Below are 18,867 nucleotides of genomic sequence, written 5' to 3'. Positions count from 1 at the left end.
TTCTCCTCCGCGGGCTCCGCCTCCTGCCGGCGTTGCCCGTCATCGACGGCTGGGAGACCCGGCCGGGGCAGCCGGGCCGGGACGAATGCCCGCAGCCGGGCCGGGGCGGATGTCCGCAGCCGGACCTTCACGGCCCGGCCCGCCCTTCACCGCCCGGCCCGCCCTTCACCGCCCGGCCCGCCCCGTTCACGACGACGCGCGTTCCACCAGCTCCGTCGCCAGCACCACCTGGTGGCGCTCCAGCCCCCGCGAGGCCGCCGGGCGGCGGTCCGCGATCTCGGTGAGCAGGAGGTCTATCATCGCGCGGCCCATCTCCTCGATGGGCTGCCGCACGCTGGTCAGCGGCGGCTCCATGTGGCGGGCGATGGCCGAGTCGTCGTAGCCGACCAGCGCCACGTCGTCCGGGATGCGCCGGCCCGCCTCGCGCAGGGCCTGGCGGGCGCCCGCCGCGGTGACGTCCGAGCCGGCGAAGACCGCGTCCAGGCCGGGGCGGCGGCGCAGCAGCTCCACCATGGCGCGGAACCCGCCCTCCTCCGTGAAGTCCCCCGCCTCGATGAGCTGTTCGTCCGCTTCGTGTCCCGCGTCGCGCAGCGCCTCGCGGTAGCCGTCGACGCGCCGCTGGGCGCCGTAGACGTCGAGGCGCCCGGTGATGTGCGCGATGTGCCGGCGGCCGCGGGACAGCAGGTGCTCGACGGCCGAGCGGGCGCCGCCGTAGTTGTCCGAGTCCACCGACGCCAGCGACTCCCGGGCCGAGCGGGGGCCGCTGATCACCGCGGGGATCTCCAGCTGGGACAGCAGGTCGGGCAGCGGGTCGTCGGCGTGCACCGAGACCAGCAGGACGCCGTCCACCCGGTGCGCGGCCAGGTACTGGGCGAGCCGCTGCCGCTCCCGGTCGCTGCCCGCGAAGATCAGCAGCAGCTGCATCTCGGTGTCGGACAGTTCCGAGCCGACCCCCTTCACCATGTCCGAGAAGTACGGTTCCGCGAAGAAGCGGGTCTCCGGCTCGGGCACCACCAGCGCGATGGCGTCCGTGCGGTTGGCGGCCAGGGCGCGGGCCGCCGTGTTCGGGACGTAGCCGAGTTCCGCGACCGCGGCCTCCACCGCCGCCCGGGTCGCGTCGCTGACCCGGGGCGAGCCGTTGATCACCCGGGAGACCGTGCCTCTGCCGACGCCCGCCCGTGCCGCCACCTCTTCGAGGGTGGGCCGGCCACCGCTCCGCCCACGCGCTCCGTGGCTTGCCATCGGCTCCGCCTCCCGTCGAGACCCCGCACTCTGCGGCTGGCCTGGAATTTAACAGGCCGGTCGGGTGTAATGACCGGCTCAGGGCCCGCCGCCCGCCGCCCGGAGGTCTCCTCGCGCCGCCCGCGGCGTCCAGTTAACAGGCAGATAACTGAACGCACTTCCTCGTGTCCGGTCCCTTGACACCCCCGCTCGGACCGACGACTCTTCAACACATCACATGTGGGAGCGCTCCCACACTACCTGGCACATACACATCCCGCACGTTCCCCGCCCGAGCCGCAGCGTCGAACGAACCACATGAAGCAGCGGGCCCAGCCATGCAGTTGGCCGGGGGGTCGGCACGTCAGGGCAACAGGAGGACGCAATGCGAGCAGCACGTACACGATCCGCCCGCAAGGCGGTGGTCATCGCGGCCATCGCGTCGCTGGGCGCCGGGCTGCTGGCCGGCTGCGCCGACGACGGCAACGACGAGGACGGTTCGTCGTCGGGCGACAGCAGCGGCAAGACCACCATCACCCTCGGCCTGTTCGGCACCATGGGCTTCAAGGAGGCCGGCCTCTACGAGGAGTACGAGAAGCTCAACCCCGACATCAACGTCGAAGAGACCGTCACCGAGCGGAACGAGAACTACTACCCCGCTCTGGTCAACCACCTCACCACCGAGAGCGGCCTGCAGGACGTCCAGGCCATCGAGGTCGGCAACATCGCCGAGGTCGTCGAGACCCAGGCGGACAAGTTCGTGGACATGGCCAAGGTCGAGGGCGTCCAGCCGAGCAGCTGGCTGGACTGGAAGTGGAAGCAGGGCGTCACCAAGGACGGCCAGGCGGTCGGCCTCGGCACCGACATCGGCCCGATGGCCATCTGCTACCGCAAGGACCTCTTCGAGAAGGCGGGCCTGCCGACCGACCGCGACGAGGTCGGCGCGCTGTGGGCCGGTGACTGGAAGAAGTTCGTCGAGGCCGGCGAGAAGTACAAGAAGGGCGCCGGCAAGGACACCTACTTCATGGACTCTCCCGGCGGCCTGATCAACGCCATCCTCAGCAGTGAGGAGGAGAAGTTCTACGACTCCTCCGGCGAGGTCGTCTACAAGACCAACCCCGCCGTCAAGGAGGCCTTCGACCTCACCGCGGAGGCCGCGGAGAAGGGCCTGGTCCAGGCGCAGACCCAGTTCCAGCCGGCCTGGGAGCAGACCATATCCAACAACCTGTTCGCCACCGTCGCCTGCCCGCCGTGGATGATCGGCACCATCAAGGGCAAGTCGCAGCCCGAGGCGGCCGGCAAGTGGGACGTGGCCGTGGCCCCGAAGTCCGGCAACTGGGGCGGTTCCTTCCTGGGCGTGCCCAAGAGCGGCAAGAACGTGAAGGAGGCGCAGAAGCTGGTGGCCTGGCTGACCGCGCCGGAGCAGCAGGCGAAGCTGTTCGCCGTGCAGGGCAGCTTCCCGAGCGCCCCGGCCGCCTACGAGCTGCCCCAGGTGACCGGCGCGAAGAACGAGATGACCGGAGCCGCGCCGATCGGTGACATCTTCGCCAAGGCCGCCGAGGCCATCCCGGCCCAGGTGATCGGCCCGAAGGACCAGATCATCCAGCAGGGTCTGACCGACAACGGCGTCATCCTCGTCACCCAGGGCAAGTCGCCCGAGGAGGCCTGGGAGAACGCCACCAAGACCATCGACAACAACCTGGAGAAGTGACCGGAATGACCACCCGGCACGACACCGCCGCGCCCCCCGCGAAGGGGGGCGCGGCCCCGGGCCGACCGCCCGGTGACGCGGTCTCCCCCGAGGCGGCCAGGAAACGGGCCCGGCTCTCCCGCCGCTGGCAGCGGGACATGCGCTGGAGCCCGTACGCGTTCGTCGCCCCGTTCTTCGTGTTCTTCGCGGCGTTCGGCCTGTTCCCGCTGATCTACACCGGCTGGGCCTCGCTGCACACGGTGGAGCTGACCGCGCCCACCGACATGGCGTGGACGGGGCTGGACAACTACACCAGGATCTTCGACGACGACTTCTTCTGGAACGCCGCGAAGAACACGCTGACCATCGGCATCATCTCCACGGTGCCGCAGCTGATGATGGCGATGGGCCTGGCGCACATCCTCAACTACAAGCTGCGCGGCTCCACCTTCTACCGGGTCATCATGCTCGCGCCGTACGCCACGTCGATCGCCGCCGCCGCGCTGGTCTTCGTGCTGCTCTTCGGCCGCGACTACGGCATGATCAACTGGGTTCTCGACTCGGTGGGCCTGGGCAAGGTCGACTGGCAGAACGACAAGTGGGCGTCCCAGTTCGCCGTCTCGTCGATCGTCATCTGGCGCTGGACCGGCTACAACGCGCTGATCTACCTGGCGGCGATGCAGGCGATCCCGCAGGACCTGTACGAGTCGGCGGCGCTGGACGGTGCCAGCCGGTGGCGGCAGTTCCTCCACGTCACGCTGCCCGCGCTGCGGCCGACGATCCTGTTCACGGTCGTCGTGTCCACCATCGGCGCCTCGCAGCTCTTCGGTGAGCCGTTGCTGTTCGACGCCAACAAGGGCGCCTCGGGCGGCGGCCAGCACCAGTTCCAGACGCTCGGCCTGTACCTGTACGAGCAGGGCTGGGTCAACCAGCACCTGGGCCGCGCCTCCGCGATCGCCTGGACGATGTTCCTGATCCTCATCGTGATCGGGCTCGTCAACTACGTCATCTCGCGCCGGCTGCGCGCCAGTAGTTAAGGAGAACCGGCCGTGACGACGACCCTGACGAAACCCCCGGCCGAGCCGGTGCCCGAGCCCGACCGGCGGCGCCGCAGGTCCAAGGCGTCCCGGGCCGGCGGGCAGCTGCACGCCGGCCCGATCGCTTACATCATCCTCGCCGTGTTCACCCTCGGCTCGCTGTTCCCGCTGGTGTGGACGGCGATCGCCGCCTCCCGCGACAACCAGCGCCTGGCCCAGACCCCGCCGCCGCTCTGGTTCGGCTCCAACCTCTTCGACAAGCTCGAGATCGCCTGGACCGACGCCAACATGGGCGAGGCGATCCTCAACACCACGATCGTCGCGGGCATCTCCTCGGCCACCGTCGTCTTCATGGCGACGATCGCCGGCTTCGCCTTCGCCAAGCTGAGGTTCCGGGGCCGCAACGCGCTGATGCTGATCGTGGTCGGCACGATGATGGTGCCGCCACAGCTCAGCGTCATCCCGCTGTACATGATGGTCGCCGAGCTGGACTGGTCCGACCAGCTCCAGGCAGTGATCTTCCCGTCCCTGGTCAGCGCGTTCGGCGTGTTCTTCATGCGGCAGTACCTGCTCCAGGCGCTGCCCGACGAGATCATCGAGGCCGCCCGCGTGGACGGCGCCGGCAGCTGGCGGGTGATCTGGCACGTGGTGTTCCCGACGGCCCGGCCCGCGATGGCCGTGCTGGGCATGCTGACGTTCGTGCAGGTGTGGAACGACTTCCTGTGGCCGTTCCTGGTGCTGACGCAGAACGGCAACCCGACCGTGCAGGTCGCGGTGGCGGGCCTGGGCCGCGGCTTCACCCCCGACCAGGCCCTGATCATGGCCGGCGCGCTGCTCGGCACGCTGCCCCTGCTGCTGGTCTTCGCGATCTTCGGCAAGCAGATCGTGGGCGGCATCATGCAGGGCGCCGTCAAGGGCTGACCTCACCGCGGGGGCCGGGCCACCGCCGCCCCGGCCCCGCCCCTCCCCCCTCGTATCTTCCTACCCGTCGGTCGTTCACGACCCGTCATGACCCGCTATGGGAGCGCTTCCATGCTTGAGTCCGCAACGCCGGTGACCCCGGTGACCTTCCCCCCTGCCTTCCTCTGGGGCGCCGCCACCTCGGCGTACCAGATCGAGGGCGCGGCGCGGGAGGACGGCCGTACCCCCTCGATCTGGGACACCTTCAGCCATACACCGGGGAAGACGGCCGGTGGCGAGACCGGGGACATCGCTGTCGACCACTACCACCGCTACCGCGACGACGTGGCGCTGATGTCGGAACTGGGTCTGGGCGCCTACCGCTTCTCCATTTCCTGGCCCCGGGTGCAGCCGACCGGCCGCGGCCCCGCCGTCCAGCGCGGCCTGGACTTCTACCGCCGTCTGGTGGACGAGCTGCTGGCCGCCGGGATCAAGCCGGCCGTCACCCTCTACCACTGGGACCTGCCGCAGGAACTGGAGGACGCGGGCGGCTGGCCCGAGCGGGACACGGCGTACCGGTTCGCCGAGTACGCGCAGATCGTCGGCGAGGCGCTCGGCGACCGGGTCGAGCAGTGGATCACACTGAACGAGCCGTGGTGCGCCGCCTTCCTGGGCTACGCCTCCGGGGTGCACGCCCCCGGCCGCACCGACCCGGCGGCCTCGCTGCGCGCCGCGCACCACCTGAACCTGGCGCACGGTCTGGGCACGGTGGCACTGCGTTCGGTGATGCCGGCCCGCAACTCGGTGGCGATCAGCCTCAACACCTCCGTCGTCCGGCCGCTGTCGCAGCAGCCCGCGGACCTGGCGGCGGCGCGGAAGATCGACGACCTGTCCGGCGGGATCTTCCACGGGCCGATCCTGCACGGCGCCTATCCCCGGACGCTGCTGGAGGCGACGTCCCCGGTCACCGACTGGTCGCACGTCGAGGACGGTGACCTGGGCCTGATCCGCCAGCCGCTGGACGCGATCTGCCTCAACTACTACACGCCCACCGTGGTGTCGGCGGCGGACGCGAGCTCGCGTGTCCCGCGCGCCGACGGCCACGGCGCGAGCGACCACTCGCCGTGGCCGGCCGCGGACGACGTGGCGTTCCACCAGCCGCCGGGCGAGCGTACGGAGATGGGCTGGAGCGTCGACCCGACCGGCCTGCACGAACTGATCATGCGCTACCACCGTGAGGCTCCCGGTCTGCCGCTGTACATCAGCGAGAACGGTGCCGCCTACGACGACAAGCCCGGCGCGGACGGCACGGTGCACGATCCGGAGCGGGTCGCCTACCTGGACGGCCACCTCAGGGCGGTCCGCCGGGCCATCGCCGACGGCGCCGACGTCCGCGGCTACTACCTGTGGTCCCTGCTGGACAACTTCGAGTGGGCCTACGGCTACGAGAAGCGGTTCGGGGCGGTGTACGTCGACTACGTCTCGCAGCAGCGCACCCCGAAGTCGAGCGCCCTCTGGTACGGGCGCGCCGCCCGCACGGGGACGCTGCCGCCGGTGGAGTCGGCCGCCGAGTAGCCCCCTGTCCCCGAGGGCGGGGGCAGGGACGGGGGCGGGGTCGGGGCGCGGCATTCCACGGGGGGTGCCGCGCCCCCGATCGCGGGTGTGCGCCGGGTCGGTCGTAGGCGGCGAAGGCCTTCGCGAAGGCGTCCTTCTCCTGGTCGACGGAGCCGGGTCCGTAGTCCGTCGCCATGATGCCGACGTTGCCGATCTCCACGCCGGCGTGCCTGCCTTCGCTGTTCACGGGCCCCGCCGGCAGGGGTGCGTGGGGGCGGGGTGCGTGGGGGCGGGGTGCGGCAGCGCGCCGGCTGGGCCGGAACGGGCGAAGAGCCTGATCCGGGGCGGTATCGACGATCTCAGGGTGCGCTCAAGGGAGGGATCGGGACCGGTTGGAGGTCCCGGCCGTCCGGGACTGTCTGCGGCGCCGTACGGTCCCCCGGTGTCCGCGCCGTACCGGCGCCGCCCGTCCGTCCAGCTGGATCCAGATCCGCACCTCGGTGCCGCCGAGCACCGAGGAGCCGATCCGGACGTCCCCGCCCGTCGACTCCGCCAGCCGGCGCACGATGTCCAGGCCGAGCCCGGTCGACCCGTCGTTGCCCGAGCCCCGGCCGCGGGCCATCGCCGCGTCGGGGTCGGGTATGCCGGGGCCCGCGTCGGAGACGAGCACGATCACCGCGTCCTCGCCGTTGTGCAGGTCGACCGCGAAGGCCGTGCCCTCGGCGGTGTGCCGGAAGACGTTGCCGAGCAGGGCGTCGAGGGAGGCGGCCAGGTCTGCGCGGGCCACGGGTATGCGCACCGGCCGGTCGGCGCCGGCCACCCGCCACTTGCGGCCCTCGTCCTCGGCGAGCGCGGACCAGAACCCCATCCGCTCACGCACCACCTCGGCCGCGTCGCACCCGGCGCCGGGACCGGCCGCGGCCGTCTGCGGTTTGGCGTCCCGGGCGGTACGGATGATCGTGTCGACCTCGCGCTCCAACTGCTCGACGGCGGACCGGGTCTGGTCGGCGGCCGGCCCGTCGCCGAGCGAGGCCGCGTTGAGCCGGAGCACGGTCAGCGGGGTACGCAGCCGGTGGGACAGGTCGGCGGCCAGCTCCCGTTCGTTGGCCAGGAGCTGGACGACCTGGTCGGCCATGGAGTTGAACGCGACCGCCGCGAGGCGCAGTTCGTTCGGACCCTCCTCCGGCACCCGCGCGCCCAGCTTCCCCTCTCCCAGTTCGTGCGCGCCCTCGACCAGGCGTTGCGCGGGCTGCACCATCCGTACGCCCAGCCGGTCGGCGACGGCGACCGAGCCGACGATCAGGGCGGCGCCGACCGCGGCGAGCACCGCCCAGGCCGTGCCGACGCCGTTGGTGACCTCGGACTCGGGGACGTAGACCTCGACGACGGCGATCTCGCCGGAACTGAGCGCGACCGGCTGAAGCAGCGTGGAGCCGCCGGTCACCTCGGTGGTGGAGGCGCGGCCCATCTCGCGTACGGCGGTGATGTCCTCGTCGGTGGCGCGCTGCCGGCCGATGTCGGCGCCACCGCTCTCCTGGCCGGTCCCCGGTATGTGCACGGCCATCCCGGCGTCCGAGCCGGCGGAGGCCACGACGCGCTCCAACTGCTCCCGGTCGGTGGTGATGGACAGCGCCGGGGCGACGGCGGCGGCCTCCCGCTCCGCGTTGGAGAAGGCACGGTCCCGGGCCATCTCCCGGATGACGAGTCCGAGCGGGACGGCGAAGGCGACCACGACCATGGCGGTGACCGCGAGCGACACCTTGACCAGGGCCCATCTCATCGTGGCGGCTCCGCTCCGGGAAGCCCCGAGGCCTGCCCGGTGGACGGGTCCGCGGGCGGCTCCGCGGGCGGCTCCGCGGGCGGCTCCAGCTTCACGCCGACGCCGCGCAGGGTGTGCAGATAGCGCGGCCGGGCCGCGGTCTCGCCGAGCTTGCGCCGCAGCCAGGACAGATGGACGTCGATGGTCTGGTCGTCGCCGTAGGACTGCTGCCAGACCTCGGCGAGCAGTTCCCTGCGGGGGACGACGACTCCCGGCCGGCCGGCCAGGAAGGCGAGCAGGTCGAACTCGCGGCGGGTCAGATCGAGCCGGGCCCCGTCCAGTTCGGCCTGGCGGCGCAGCGGGTCGACGGTGAGGCCGCCGACCCGGATGACGGTCGACGGCACCGCCTGAGCGGGGCCGGACCGGGCGCGGCGCAGCACGGCCGCCATCCGGGCCGACAGGTGCTCGACGGAGAACGGCTTGGTGAGGTAGTCGTCCGCGCCCGCGTTCAACAGCCGCACGACCTCCGCCTCGTCGTCCCGGGCGGTGGCCACGATCACTGGTACATCGGTGATGCCGCGCAGCATCTTCAGCGCCTCGGAGCCGTCCAGATCGGGCAATCCGAGGTCGAGGATCACCACGTCGAAACGGAAATGGGCGACCTCGCGCAGCGCCTCCAGCGCCGTACCGACGCTGCGCACGGTGTGCGAGGCGTCGGTCAGATGCCGGATGAGCGCCGAGCGTACGAACTGGTCGTCCTCGACCACGAGCACACTTGCCATGGGCGGCACCGTACGCCATGCGGGCGAGCCCGGTGCGGGCCTGTGGACAACTCCGGCCCGGCGCCGGCCGGCCCTCGCTCCGCCCTCCTCCGACCTCGTTCCTGACGCCGTTCCGGCTCCGTTCGGGCGACACGTGTGTGACCCGTGCGGCAGTATGGCCGCGATGCGCAGAGGACTCGTACACGTACTCGCCTGGCTGCTCGCCACCGGCGCGGCGGTCACGCTGTCGTGGTGGGGTGTCCACACGGTGATGGCGGGCACGGCTTACGACCGCCCCCGCGCCCTGCCCATCACGGCGGCCGACGAGGCCGTTCGGGAGACTCGGGAGTCGCAGGACGCCGCGGGTCCGGGGTCGTTGGCCTCGTCCACCAGGCGGCCGTCCCCGTCGGGCAGTCCCTCGCCGGCGCCGAGCGGGACCCCCGACAAGCCGTCCCCCACCCCGTCGCGAACCGCGCCGTCCGCCTCCCCCGGGGCTCCGACGAGCCCCTCCCCCACCACGTCCGGCCGGGTCAGGAGTTACGACACCGACGGCGGCCGCGCGGTCTTCGACCTCGGTACGTCGTCCGCGTCCCTGGTGTCGGCGACGCCGGGTGCGGGCTGGTCGATGCAGGTGTGGAAGACGGAGTCGTGGATCCGGGTGGAGTTCACCTCGGGCGCGGACCGGGTGTCGGTGTTCTGCACCTGGCACGACGGGCCGCCGCGGGTGGAGATCGGCAGCTACTGAGTCACCGGAAGACGGACGGGGGCGGCGCCGGGGAGGCCACCGCCGCCGCGTCCGTCACGGGTACGGCGCCCCCGGTGAAGTCGGTCAGCGCGCGGCCGTGTTCCACGCGCGCGGGGTGCGGGTCGGAGGCGGCGCGCCGGGTGAGTTCGGCGACCGGCAGCGGGTGGTCGGAGGCGACGAGGACCGCGTTGCCGAACCGTTTGCCGCGCAGTACGGCCGGGTCGGCGACGAGGGCGAGTTCCGGGAAGCGGCCGGCGGCGGTGGCTATCTGCCCGCGCAGGTGGGCGAGCGGCGGACCGTCGGCGAGGTTGGCGGCGAAGACCCCGCCGGGCGCGAGCGCGCGCCGGACCTCGTCGAGGAACTCGGTGGACGTCAGGTGGGCCGGGGTACGCGCCCCGCTGAAGACGTCCGCGACGACCAGTCGCGCCCAGCCGTCGGGCACCTTGGCCAGTCCGGCGCGGGCGTCGGCGGAGCGCACCCGGATGCGGGCGCCGGGGTCCAGGGGAAGCTCCCGGCGGACCAGCCGGACGAGGCCCGCGTCCTTCTCGACGACCTGCTGGGTGGAGCGGGGCCGGGTGGCGGCGATGTAACGGGCGAGGGTGAAGGCGCCACCGCCGAGGTGCACGGCCTGCACGGGCTTGCCCGGCGGGGCGGCCAGGTCGATGACGTGCCCGAGACGGCGCTGGTACTCGAAGGACAGGTGCGCCGGGTCGTCGAGGTCGACGTGCGACTGCGGGGCACCGTCGATCAGCAGCGTCCAGGCCCGGCCGCGCTCGCGGTCGGGGATCAGCTCGGCGCGCCCGCCGTCGACGTTCTCGGCGACGGCTTCGGCGGCAGCGCGCCCGCGGCGGGCGTTCCTGGACTTTCCCATCGGCCCATTATCGGCGCCCCTGGAGAACACCGTACGGGTGGACCGGCGTGCGCGGCCGACGTGCGCGGCCGACGTGCGCGGCCGGCGTGGCTCAGGCGGCGTGACTCGGACGACGTGGCTCAGGCGGCGTGACTCAGGCTCCGTGACTCGGCCGGCGTGGCTCAGCTACAGCTGTCGGCGGCCTCGATCAGCCGGGCCGCCTCACCCAGCGCGGCCCGCAGTACCGCGGGGTCGGTCGCCAGGTCCGCCTCGCCGGGCGGCAGCAGCCAGTCCGAGCCCTCCACGGGCGGCTCGGGGGGCAGGTCGAGGCTCAGTCCACGGCCGTCCGTCTCCGTGCAGGTGCTTCCCGGCACGTCCCAGGCGGCGGCCGTGCCCGGGGGCACCAGGAAGCCCAGAGTGTCGCAGCAGTCGTCGTGGATCACCGGCCCCACCCCCTCACCGGCGCCCCTTCTGAGGATGTCGACCGCCTCCAGGCCCTGCCGGGTCGGCACGGTGACGACGTCGCAGGCTTCGCAGGGGGGATCGCTGATCCGTCTGGTGTCCATCCCGGCCTCCACCACGAAACTCCTCCTTGGACGAGCGGGTCGGGAGTCGGGGGCCTCCCGGTCCATCCGGTTCAACGCGCCGGACCGTCAACGGCTACGGCACAAGTCAGCCGCAAAGGATGGCACTTCATGGCAGATCGGGGATGAGATATCCGGTTTGTAGCCAAACACCGCGTGGTCGCTCTGTCACAGACGGTACGTTCTTGCTCGCCGGAAACAGGGATGACAAACGGAGAAGTCCCCATTGACTCGCCCCTGGTCCGGCATGGTTCGACGGTTCGCACGAGAGGACCCGGCCATGGCGTCGTCAACGGTGACCTCCGCCCAGCCCGACCGGCCGACGCGGCCGAACCCCGCCTTCCGGCAGTTGCGCGGCAGGCGCTCGCCCGCCGAGTTCGCGGCGGCGGTGCGGCGGGCCGCGCGCGAGATCGGCGAGCGGGTCAGCTGTGACGCGCGCTACATCGGACGGGTGGAGGCGGGGGAGATCCGCTGCCCCAACTACGCGTACGAGCGGGTGTTCCTCCACATGTTCCCCGGCCGCACGCTCACCGACCTGGGCTTCGCGCCCCGCTCGTCGGTACGCGGGCGCCGGGCGCATACCGCGGAGGACGCGCCCCGGGCGCACATCGGGGGGTCCCCGCGCACCACGAGTGAGACCCGTGGGGCGCGCGAACCGTATGAGACGCCAGACACGCACGACAACAACGAGGAGAGCGACGTGCTGCGTCGCGCATTCATGACGAGCGGTGCCACGGTGGCCGCCGCCTCGCTGGGCCCCCTGGGGCTCGCCCTCGACGCCGCGGCGGCCCAGCGCCCCGTGCGCAGGGCCGGGGCGGGCGACGCGGGCGCCCTCGAGGAAGCCGTCCGCCGGATCCGGCTGCTCGACGACCGGCACGGCGCCGACGGTCTCTACCGGCGCGCGGCGGCCCCGCTGCGTACCGCGTACGCACTGCTGGACGCCGGCGCGACCCGGCAGGTGACGGCGGACCGGCTCTACTCGGGCGCCGGTGAGCTGGCGATCTCCGTGGGCTGGCTGGCGCACGACTCCGGGCGCTTCGACGACGCGCGTTCGCACTACGCCGAGGCCCTCGCCACGTCCCGGATGACCGGTGACCCCGGTCTGGAGGCGCACGCCTTCTGCAACATGGCGTTCCTGGCCCGCGACGCCGGGCGTCCGCGCGAGGCGGTGCGGGCGGCCCAGGCCGCGCAGCGCGCCGCCCGCCCGCTGGGCTCGGCCCGGCTGATGTCGCTGCTCGCGCTGCGCGAGGCGGGCGGCTGGGCGGGGCTGGCCGACCGCGTCGGCTGCGAGCAGGCGCTGGCCCGCGCGCAGGCCTTCTTCGGGCGCGGCCCCTCGGACGCCGACCCGGAGTGGATGAGCTTCTACGGCGAGGCGGAACTGGAAGGCCTGGAGGCCCAGTGCTGGTCCACCCTGGGCGACTGGCCCCGGGCGGCACGGCACGCGCGCCGGGCGGCCGAGCGGCAGGACCCGCACTTCACCCGGAACCTCGCGCTGTACTCGGCGGAACTGGCGGACGACCTGGCGCGCGGCGGCCGGCCCGACGAGGCGGCGGGGGCTGGCATGCGGGTCCTGGACCTGCTGGGCGAGGTCCAGTCGTCACGCGTCCACACGATGCTGTCCGCGACGGCACGGGTACTCCTCCCGCACCGGCGGGCATCGGACGTCTCCGCCTTCCTGGACCGCCACGCGGCCCTGCCGCGAACGGCATGAGCCCCATCGGCACTCCCCCGCGACAGCCACCCGTGCCGCCCGCGAGCCGCGGCCGTGCCGCCCCGGCCGCGGGAGTCGTGCCTCCCCTCTCCGTCCGTGCCTGAACCGCCCCCTGGGCGGGCAGCCCCGCAGCCCCGCGGCGCCGGACGGCGCACCCGGCCACATGCGCGCCGTCCGGCGCTCGCAGCCCGCGGCCACGTCAGCCCGCCAGGTGTCCCAGGTCGTTCCAGCTCTCCAGCGCCGGCTCCCCGTACGCCCACCCCAGCACCGACAGCGACGTCGGATTCAGCCGTATCCGCCCCGCGAAGTCGAGCGGCAGCCCCAGCCACCGCGCACCGATCGACCGGAGAATGTGCCCGTGCGCGAAGACGAGCACGTCGCGGTCGGCCTCCCGCGCCCACGCCACGACCTCGTCCGCGCGCGCGGTGACGTCCGCCAGGGTCTCCCCCTCGGGCACCCCGTCCCGCCAGATCAGCCAGCCGGGCCGGACCGCCTGGATCTCGTCCGGAGTCATGCCCTCGTACGCCCCGTAGTCCCACTCCATCAGCGTGTCCCAGTTCCGGGCGCGCTCGCCGAAACCGGCGAGCTCGCAGGTCTCGCGCGCGCGGGACAGCGGGCTGGTGCGCACCTCGACGCCGGGCAGTCCCTCCAGCGGCGCCCGGTGCAGCCGCTCGCCGAGCAGCTTGGCGCCGCGCCTGCCCTCCTCCAGGAGCGGCACGTCGGTCCTGCCGGTGTGTCTGCCGGACAGCGACCACTCCGTCTGTCCGTGCCGGGCCAGCAGGATGCGCGGTGCCATGAAGACGCCTTTCCGGGAGAAATGTCTGAGGGGACCACTCCATCATCGCGCACGCCGCGCGCGGGCAACCCGGCGGGCGATCCCGGCGTCTATCAGGGCCGAGGGCGCCCGGCCGGCCGGGCGCACGGAGGCCGTAGAGTGGCATGCCCGTGTCCGTCCGAGGCGCGCGCGAGAACGAAGGGGGAGGGCGATCGGATTGCCGCAAACCGAGACACCGGGCACCGAGGCGGCCCCCAGAACTCGGCTGCGCTGGTGGACCGAGCTGCCGCTCATCGTCCTCGTGTACGCCTGCTACTCCGCGGGCCGCCTCCTCGTCCGGGGTGACGTCTCCGACGCGGTCGATCACGGCCTGACCATCCTGCGGGTGGAGAAGGCGCTCTTCCTCAACGCGGAGCACCCGCTCAACCGCCTCTTCACCCGCGAGCCGTGGATCGGCATACCGGCCGACTTCTGGTACGCGTCGCTGCACTACGTGGTCACCCCCGCGCTCCTGATCTGGATCTTCCGCTCGCGCGCCGTGCGCTACCGGGCCGCCCGTACCTGGCTGATGACGTCCACGTTCATCGGCCTCATCGGCTTCACCCTGCTGCCGACCTGCCCGCCCCGGCTGCTGGACGCGAGCCACGGCTTCGTCGACACGATGGCCCACTACAGCTCGTACGGCTGGTGGGGCGGCGAGGCGAGCGCGCCGCGCGGCCTGGGCGGGATGACCAACCAGTACGCGGCCATGCCGAGCCTGCACGTGGGCTGGGCGCTGTGGTGCGGGGTGATGCTGTGGCGCTACGGCGGCACGCGCACGACGAAGGTGGCCGGCGTCGTCTACCCGCTGGTGACCACGGTCGTGGTGATGGGCACCGCCAACCACTACTTCCTCGACGCGGTCGCGGGCGCCGCCGTGATGGGCGCGGGACTGCTGCTGACGCCGTACGTGCTGCGGACGGCGGACCGGGTACGGACCCGGGTCGCGGCCCGTTTCACACCGGCCGCACAGGCCCCGGCGGGCGCGGGTTCCACGATTGTCAGTGGTGGATGCCAGACTTCCGCGGGTGAGCGATTTCCACGGCAGCGCGAGCAGCGGTTCGGACCGGGAGCCGAGCCGGACCCCTCCCCCGCGGACGCGGGGGACGAGACTCCGGCACCGGCTCGCTGAGCTGCGCGGTCCCGACGTACCCGCCAAGGCGCTGGACGCTCGAGCCCTGGCCGCCCTCGCCGCCAACCCCGGCTGCCGCCGGCGCGCGATCCTCGACGGTGCCGGGGTGGACAAGGCGTCGCTCGCGAGCGCGCTGGGCTCGCCGGCGGTCTTCGGGCAGTCGCAGTTCGCGTTCACGCGGGGCAACGCCTTCGAGGCGCGGGTCAAGGCGGACGGCGGAGCCGAGCTGCTGCGGCTCGTGCACGAGAAACTGGACCGGGGCGCGGAACCGCCCGCCGGCGCCCACGTGCCCGACCTGTCCGCGACCGGTCCCGAAGGCCGCGCGGCCCGGACGTCGCTGGCCCTGCGCGAGGCCACCGGCACACCCGGGACCTGGACGCTCCTCGACCACCCGATGCTCGCCCTCGAGGTCGCCGGTTCCCCCGCGTTCCTGGAGCCGGACGCCGTGGTGGTCCACCCGGACGGCAGCTGGACGGTTGTCGAGATCAAGTCCTTCCCCATGCTGGACGGCTCCGCCGACCCGGCGAAGGTCGGTGCCGCCGCGCGGCAGGCCGCGGTGTACGTGCTGGCCCTGGAGCGGGTCGCCGCCCGGCTGGACCCCGCCCCGCGCGTACGCCACCGCGTGCTCCTCGTCTGCCCCAAGGACTTCTCCAACCTGCCCACCGCCTCCGCCGTCGACGTGCGCAAGCAGCGCGCGGTCACCGAACGCCAGCTGGCCCGCCTGACCCGCGTCGAGGAGATCGCCGACACGCTGCCCGAGGGCGTCTGCTTCTCCCCCGGGCTGCCGCCCGAGGAGCTGACGGCCGCGGTCGAGGCGGTCCCCGCGACGTACGCGCCCGAGTGCCTGTCCGCCTGTGAGCTGGCCTTCCACTGCCGCGCCCGGTCCCGGGAGTCCGGCGCGGTGACCTCGCTGGGCCGGCCGGTCCGGGCCGAGCTCGGCGGACTGTCGACGGTCGAGGACGTGCTGGCCGCGGCCCGCGGGGAGGCGGGCGATCCCGCCGACCCGGCGGTCGCCGCCCTGCGCAGGGCGGCGCGGCTGCGTGCGGAGGCGCTCGCGACGGCCGGCACCGGAGCCGGCGGGAGCGGGGTGGCCGGGTGTCACTGATCACCACACTCGCCCGCCTGGAGGCCGTGCGCACCGGCCGCGCCCAGCCCGCCGCCACCGTCCGGCACCGGCACCTGTCCGACCGTCCACTGGTCTTCGTACCGCTGATCACCGCCGGTGAGGCCGGTGCCCCGCTCGGGGCCCTGGCCGGCACCGACCGGGACGCGCCGCACCTGCTGGTCGTCCCGCAGCCCCGCGACCGCGACCTGCGCTTCGCCTTCCTGGCCGAGCTGGCCGGCATCGTGCTGCCGCACGTCGAGGCGTACGCCGACGACGTCGAGGCCGCGGAGCGCACCGAGACCGACCCGGAGACGGGCAAGCGGGTCAAGGTCGAGGTCGACCTGTGCGCGGACGCCGCGCAGCTGGTCGTGCCGAGCCGGGCCGGCATCGACTTCGTACGGCTGCTGGGCCGGTCGATGCGGTTCCGGCGTACGGCGGAGCAGGACCCGGAGACACCGCACCCCGCGCCGCCGAGGGTGCCGCTGCTCGGCCGGTGGCTGACCCACTACGGAGAGCGGGCCCGGGTCCCCGGCTCCTCCCTCCTCCTCGCCATGACCGACCTGCTGGGCCGGCACTGGGCGACCGGCCAGTCCACGCTGGAGGACCAGCACCTCGGGGCGCTGCTGGCCTGGATCGCGCCGGAGGCCGGCGGCGAGGGTCTGACCGGCGCGCAGGCCGCGCGGCGTGCCGAACTCGCACGCGACGCGGGCGGCCAGCTGCTGTGCCCGCCCGCGGGCCCGGCGACCGACCCGGCCTTCGACAACAAGCTGCTCGCCCCCGCCATCGAGCGCTTCGACCGTGCCCGCACCGCGCTCGCCGCCGCCGAGGACGGCCTGGAGGCCGACGAACGGCTCGGCGCGCTCACCGCGGCCGAGCGGGAGATCCGCACCCTGGTCGAGAGCCGTACGCGGCCCACCTGGGACGCGGTGTGGCGGGGCCTGGACCTGTTGCGGGAGCTGCCCGTCGGCGCGCATGTCGAGGACCGCTGGACCCGCGACCGCTGGTCGTTCACGTCCCACCGCGACCGTGTCCTGTCCGGCGAGCCCCCGCAGCCGCGCCGCGACGACGCGGTGACGGCGGCGAACAAGCTCGCCACGCGCGAGCGCGAGCAGGCCCGGCTGGAGGCCCAGGAGGCGCTGGACGATCCGCTGGTGATGGCCGGGCGGCGGTTGTCCGGCGAGGCGTTCGCCGGGGAGGTCACCGACGTGGTCATGGCGTACAGCGAGAGCAAGCGGCCCAGTCCGCGCCCGCTGGTCACGGTCCGCACCGACGACCGCCCGCATCTCGGCGAGCGGGTGAAGGTCTACCGGTCACTGGGCGGCAAGCCGCAGGCGGCCGAGTTCGTCGATCCGCAGGACGAGGGTGTCCTCGTCCTGCGGATCGTCGACAAGATGGGCCGCGGCAAGGAGCCCGAGGCCGGGTCGGTGCCCGAGAAGGGCGACCTGGTCTGCTTCACCCTCTTCGAACACGAGCAGCGGGGCGGGGCGAAGCTGCCCGACCCGGACCAGACCCCGTGGACGCACGGCGGACCGCCCGGCGAGACGGCCGCCGTACCGGAGGCCGCCGACGCCCGGACGGAGGAGGACATCCTGTGACCGCCGAGGCCACCACCGCCCCCGTCGAGGCCGGATTCGACCCGGGCGCCGAAGCCGCCCGCGCCACCGCCGCGATCCTCCACGACACCCTGCACGGCACCGAACGCGGTGTCGTCGTCGACTCCCCGCCCGGCGCGGGCAAGTCCACGCTCGTCGTACGGGCGGCGCTGGAGCTGGCCGAGGCCGGCCGGACCCTGATGGTCGTGGCGCAGACCAACGCCCAGGTCGACGACCTGGTCCTGCGCCTGGCGGAGAAGAACCCCGACCTGCCGGTGGGCCGCCTGCACAGCAGCGACGCCGATCCGTACGACAAGGCGCTCGACGACCTGGCGAACGTGCGCAAGTCGGCGAAGGCCGCCGATCTCGCCGGACAGGCCGTCGTCCTGTCGACCGCCGCGAAGTGGGCGCACGTCAAGGTGGACGAGCCGTGGCGGCACGCGATCGTCGACGAGGCGTACCAGATGCGCTCCGACTCGCTGCTGGCGGTCGCCGGGCTCTTCGAGCGGGCGCTGTTCGTGGGCGACCCGGGTCAGCTGGACCCGTTCGCGACCGTGGGCAGCGAGCAGTGGGCGGGCCTGTCGTACGACCCGTCGGCCTCCGCGGTGACCACACTCCTCGCGCACAATCCCGCCCTCCCCCAGCACCGGCTGCCGGTGTCGTGGCGGCTCCCGGCGTCGGCGGCACGGCTGGTCTCCGACGCGTTCTACCCGTTCACGCCGTTCCGCAGCGGCACGGACCACGGCGACCGGGCCCTGTCCTTCACCGTGGCGTCGGACGGATCGGGCCCCGACCAGGTGATCGACGAGGCCGCCCGCTCGGGCTGGGGCCTGCTGGAGCTGCCCGCCGGTCACACGCCGCGCACCGATCCGGAGGCCGTACGGGCGGTGGCGGCGGTGGTCCGGCGGCTCCTGGACCGGGACGGCAGGGCGACGTCCGAACGCTTCCCCGACCCCGTCCCCCTGACCGCCGGCCGCATCGCCGTCGGCACGGCGCACCGCGACCAGGCGGCGGCGGTACGGGCCGCGCTGGCCGGCCTCGGGGTGACCGAGGTGACCGTGGACACGGCCAACCGGCTCCAGGGCCGCGAGTACGACGTCACCGTCGTCCTGCACCCGCTCTCCGGCCGCCCCGACGCCACCGCCTTCCACCTGGAGACGGGCCGCCTGTGCGTGCTGACCTCCCGGCACCGGCACGCGTGCATCGTGGTCTGCCGGGAGGGCGTGAGCGGGTTGCTGGACGACTATCCGTCCACGGAGCCGGTCCAGTTGGGCACGCTGGTGAAGTTCCCGGACGGCTGGGAGGCGAACCACGCGGTGCTGGCGCACCTGGCGGAGCACCGGGTGGGGTGGCGTCCCTGACCTGGCTCAACTCTCCACCCATGCACGACCGTTCCCCGTAGCCAAGATCGT

At 73.3% G+C, this 18,867-nt stretch carries 16 protein-coding genes; 10 read left to right on the top strand and 6 right to left on the bottom strand.

The window, feature by feature from the left end; translation table 11 throughout:
* Positions 1-186: 186 nt before the first annotated feature.
* Positions 187-1,242, bottom strand: coding sequence for a LacI family DNA-binding transcriptional regulator (locus ACZ4V1_RS01055; protein WP_468327799.1), 1,056 nt, complete (start codon positions 1,240-1,242; stop codon positions 187-189).
* Between the two features lie 364 nt (positions 1,243-1,606).
* Here ACZ4V1_RS01055 and ACZ4V1_RS01050 point away from each other — a divergent pair, with 364 nt between their 5' ends.
* From ACZ4V1_RS01050 to ACZ4V1_RS01035, 4 genes are all read left to right on the top strand, one after another.
* The gene (locus ACZ4V1_RS01050) at positions 1,607-2,932 is read left to right on the top strand and encodes an ABC transporter substrate-binding protein (protein WP_468327797.1); all 1,326 of its coding nucleotides are present in this window, start codon (positions 1,607-1,609) and stop codon (positions 2,930-2,932) included.
* Positions 2,933-2,937: 5 nt separating this feature from the next.
* Positions 2,938-3,948 (top strand): carbohydrate ABC transporter permease, encoded by a 1,011-nt coding sequence (locus tag ACZ4V1_RS01045; RefSeq protein ID WP_468328891.1) that lies wholly within the window; start codon positions 2,938-2,940, stop codon positions 3,946-3,948.
* Between the two features lie 12 nt (positions 3,949-3,960).
* Positions 3,961-4,869, top strand: coding sequence for a carbohydrate ABC transporter permease (locus ACZ4V1_RS01040; protein ID WP_468327795.1), 909 nt, complete (start codon positions 3,961-3,963; stop codon positions 4,867-4,869).
* A gap of 111 nt (positions 4,870-4,980) precedes the next feature.
* A complete protein-coding gene (locus ACZ4V1_RS01035) occupies positions 4,981-6,423 on the top strand; it encodes a GH1 family beta-glucosidase (RefSeq protein WP_468327793.1) in 1,443 nt (480 codons plus the stop codon).
* 349 nt (positions 6,424-6,772) lie between these two features.
* Here ACZ4V1_RS01035 and ACZ4V1_RS01030 read toward each other — a convergent pair whose 3' ends face one another.
* Both ACZ4V1_RS01030 and ACZ4V1_RS01025 read right to left on the bottom strand, forming a co-directional pair.
* Positions 6,773-8,182, bottom strand: a complete 1,410-nt coding sequence (locus ACZ4V1_RS01030; RefSeq protein ID WP_468327791.1) for a sensor histidine kinase — start codon at positions 8,180-8,182, stop codon at positions 6,773-6,775.
* The gene (locus tag ACZ4V1_RS01025) at positions 8,179-8,943 is read right to left on the bottom strand and encodes a response regulator transcription factor (RefSeq protein WP_468327789.1); all 765 of its coding nucleotides are present in this window, start codon (positions 8,941-8,943) and stop codon (positions 8,179-8,181) included. The genes ACZ4V1_RS01030 and ACZ4V1_RS01025 overlap by 4 nt, the downstream gene beginning before the upstream one ends.
* 163 nt (positions 8,944-9,106) lie before the next feature.
* On the opposite strand from ACZ4V1_RS01025, the gene ACZ4V1_RS01020 reads away from it, so the two are divergent.
* Positions 9,107-9,667, top strand: coding sequence for a hypothetical protein (locus ACZ4V1_RS01020; RefSeq protein ID WP_468327787.1), 561 nt, complete (start codon positions 9,107-9,109; stop codon positions 9,665-9,667).
* Position 9,668: 1 nt separating this feature from the next.
* Here the strand turns inward: ACZ4V1_RS01020 and ACZ4V1_RS01015 are convergent, their stop codons facing one another.
* Positions 9,669-10,538, bottom strand: coding sequence for a spermidine synthase (locus tag ACZ4V1_RS01015; protein ID WP_468327785.1), 870 nt, complete (start codon positions 10,536-10,538; stop codon positions 9,669-9,671).
* Positions 10,539-10,699: 161 nt separating this feature from the next.
* Complete coding sequence (locus ACZ4V1_RS01010) at positions 10,700-11,083, bottom strand: hypothetical protein (protein WP_468327783.1); 384 nt, start codon at positions 11,081-11,083, stop codon at positions 10,700-10,702.
* A 298-nt stretch (positions 11,084-11,381) separates the two neighbouring features.
* On the opposite strand from ACZ4V1_RS01010, the gene ACZ4V1_RS01005 reads away from it, so the two are divergent.
* A complete protein-coding gene (locus ACZ4V1_RS01005) occupies positions 11,382-12,812 on the top strand; it encodes a hypothetical protein (protein ID WP_468327781.1) in 1,431 nt (476 codons plus the stop codon).
* Between the two features lie 199 nt (positions 12,813-13,011).
* On the opposite strand, the gene ACZ4V1_RS01000 is transcribed toward ACZ4V1_RS01005, so the two are convergent.
* Positions 13,012-13,608, bottom strand: a complete 597-nt coding sequence (locus ACZ4V1_RS01000; RefSeq protein ID WP_468327779.1) for a histidine phosphatase family protein — start codon at positions 13,606-13,608, stop codon at positions 13,012-13,014.
* Positions 13,609-13,804: 196 nt separating this feature from the next.
* On the opposite strand from ACZ4V1_RS01000, the gene ACZ4V1_RS00995 reads away from it, so the two are divergent.
* Genes ACZ4V1_RS00995 through ACZ4V1_RS00980 form a run of 4 tightly spaced genes read left to right on the top strand, consistent with a single transcriptional unit; the run spans position 13,805 to position 18,816 of the window.
* On the top strand, positions 13,805-14,758 hold the full coding sequence (locus tag ACZ4V1_RS00995; protein WP_468327777.1) for a phosphatase PAP2 family protein: 954 nt from the start codon (positions 13,805-13,807) through the stop codon (positions 14,756-14,758).
* Complete coding sequence (locus tag ACZ4V1_RS00990; protein ID WP_468327775.1) at positions 14,655-15,863, top strand: hypothetical protein; 1,209 nt, start codon at positions 14,655-14,657, stop codon at positions 15,861-15,863. Before ACZ4V1_RS00995 ends, ACZ4V1_RS00990 begins: the two co-directional genes overlap by 104 nt.
* On the top strand, positions 15,854-17,458 hold the full coding sequence (locus ACZ4V1_RS00985; protein ID WP_468327773.1) for a hypothetical protein: 1,605 nt from the start codon (positions 15,854-15,856) through the stop codon (positions 17,456-17,458). The genes ACZ4V1_RS00990 and ACZ4V1_RS00985 overlap by 10 nt, the downstream gene beginning before the upstream one ends.
* Positions 17,455-18,816 carry an AAA domain-containing protein gene (locus ACZ4V1_RS00980; RefSeq protein WP_468327771.1) on the top strand — a complete coding sequence of 454 codons (1,362 nt, stop codon included), beginning with the start codon at positions 17,455-17,457 and terminating at the stop codon, positions 18,814-18,816. The genes ACZ4V1_RS00985 and ACZ4V1_RS00980 overlap by 4 nt, the downstream gene beginning before the upstream one ends.
* Positions 18,817-18,867 lie beyond the last annotated feature (51 nt).

The sequence above is a fragment of the Streptomyces sp. NPDC028991 genome (assembly GCF_055564775.1).
Note: the sequence above shows the minus strand (reverse complement) of the source record. Positions and strands in the feature narration are given on the sequence as shown.

Bases quoted from the DNA above. Each gene is read 5' to 3' on its own strand.
- ACZ4V1_RS01000 (WP_468327779.1), bottom strand. From the start codon at position 13,608: ATGGCACCGCGCATCCTGCTGGCCCGGCACGGACAGACGGAGTGGTCG.
- ACZ4V1_RS01045 (WP_468328891.1), top strand. From the start codon at position 2,938: ATGACCACCCGGCACGACACCGCCGCGCCCCCCGCGAAGGGGGGCGCG.
- ACZ4V1_RS01020 (WP_468327787.1), top strand. From the start codon at position 9,107: ATGCGCAGAGGACTCGTACACGTACTCGCCTGGCTGCTCGCCACCGGC.
- ACZ4V1_RS01055 (WP_468327799.1), bottom strand. From the start codon at position 1,242: ATGGCAAGCCACGGAGCGCGTGGGCGGAGCGGTGGCCGGCCCACCCTC.
- ACZ4V1_RS01050 (WP_468327797.1), top strand. From the start codon at position 1,607: ATGCGAGCAGCACGTACACGATCCGCCCGCAAGGCGGTGGTCATCGCG.
- ACZ4V1_RS01010 (WP_468327783.1), bottom strand. From the start codon at position 11,083: ATGGACACCAGACGGATCAGCGATCCCCCCTGCGAAGCCTGCGACGTC.
- ACZ4V1_RS01035 (WP_468327793.1), top strand. From the start codon at position 4,981: ATGCTTGAGTCCGCAACGCCGGTGACCCCGGTGACCTTCCCCCCTGCC.
- ACZ4V1_RS01005 (WP_468327781.1), top strand. From the start codon at position 11,382: ATGGCGTCGTCAACGGTGACCTCCGCCCAGCCCGACCGGCCGACGCGG.
- ACZ4V1_RS01015 (WP_468327785.1), bottom strand. From the start codon at position 10,538: ATGGGAAAGTCCAGGAACGCCCGCCGCGGGCGCGCTGCCGCCGAAGCC.
- ACZ4V1_RS01025 (WP_468327789.1), bottom strand. From the start codon at position 8,943: ATGGCAAGTGTGCTCGTGGTCGAGGACGACCAGTTCGTACGCTCGGCG.
- ACZ4V1_RS01030 (WP_468327791.1), bottom strand. From the start codon at position 8,182: ATGAGATGGGCCCTGGTCAAGGTGTCGCTCGCGGTCACCGCCATGGTC.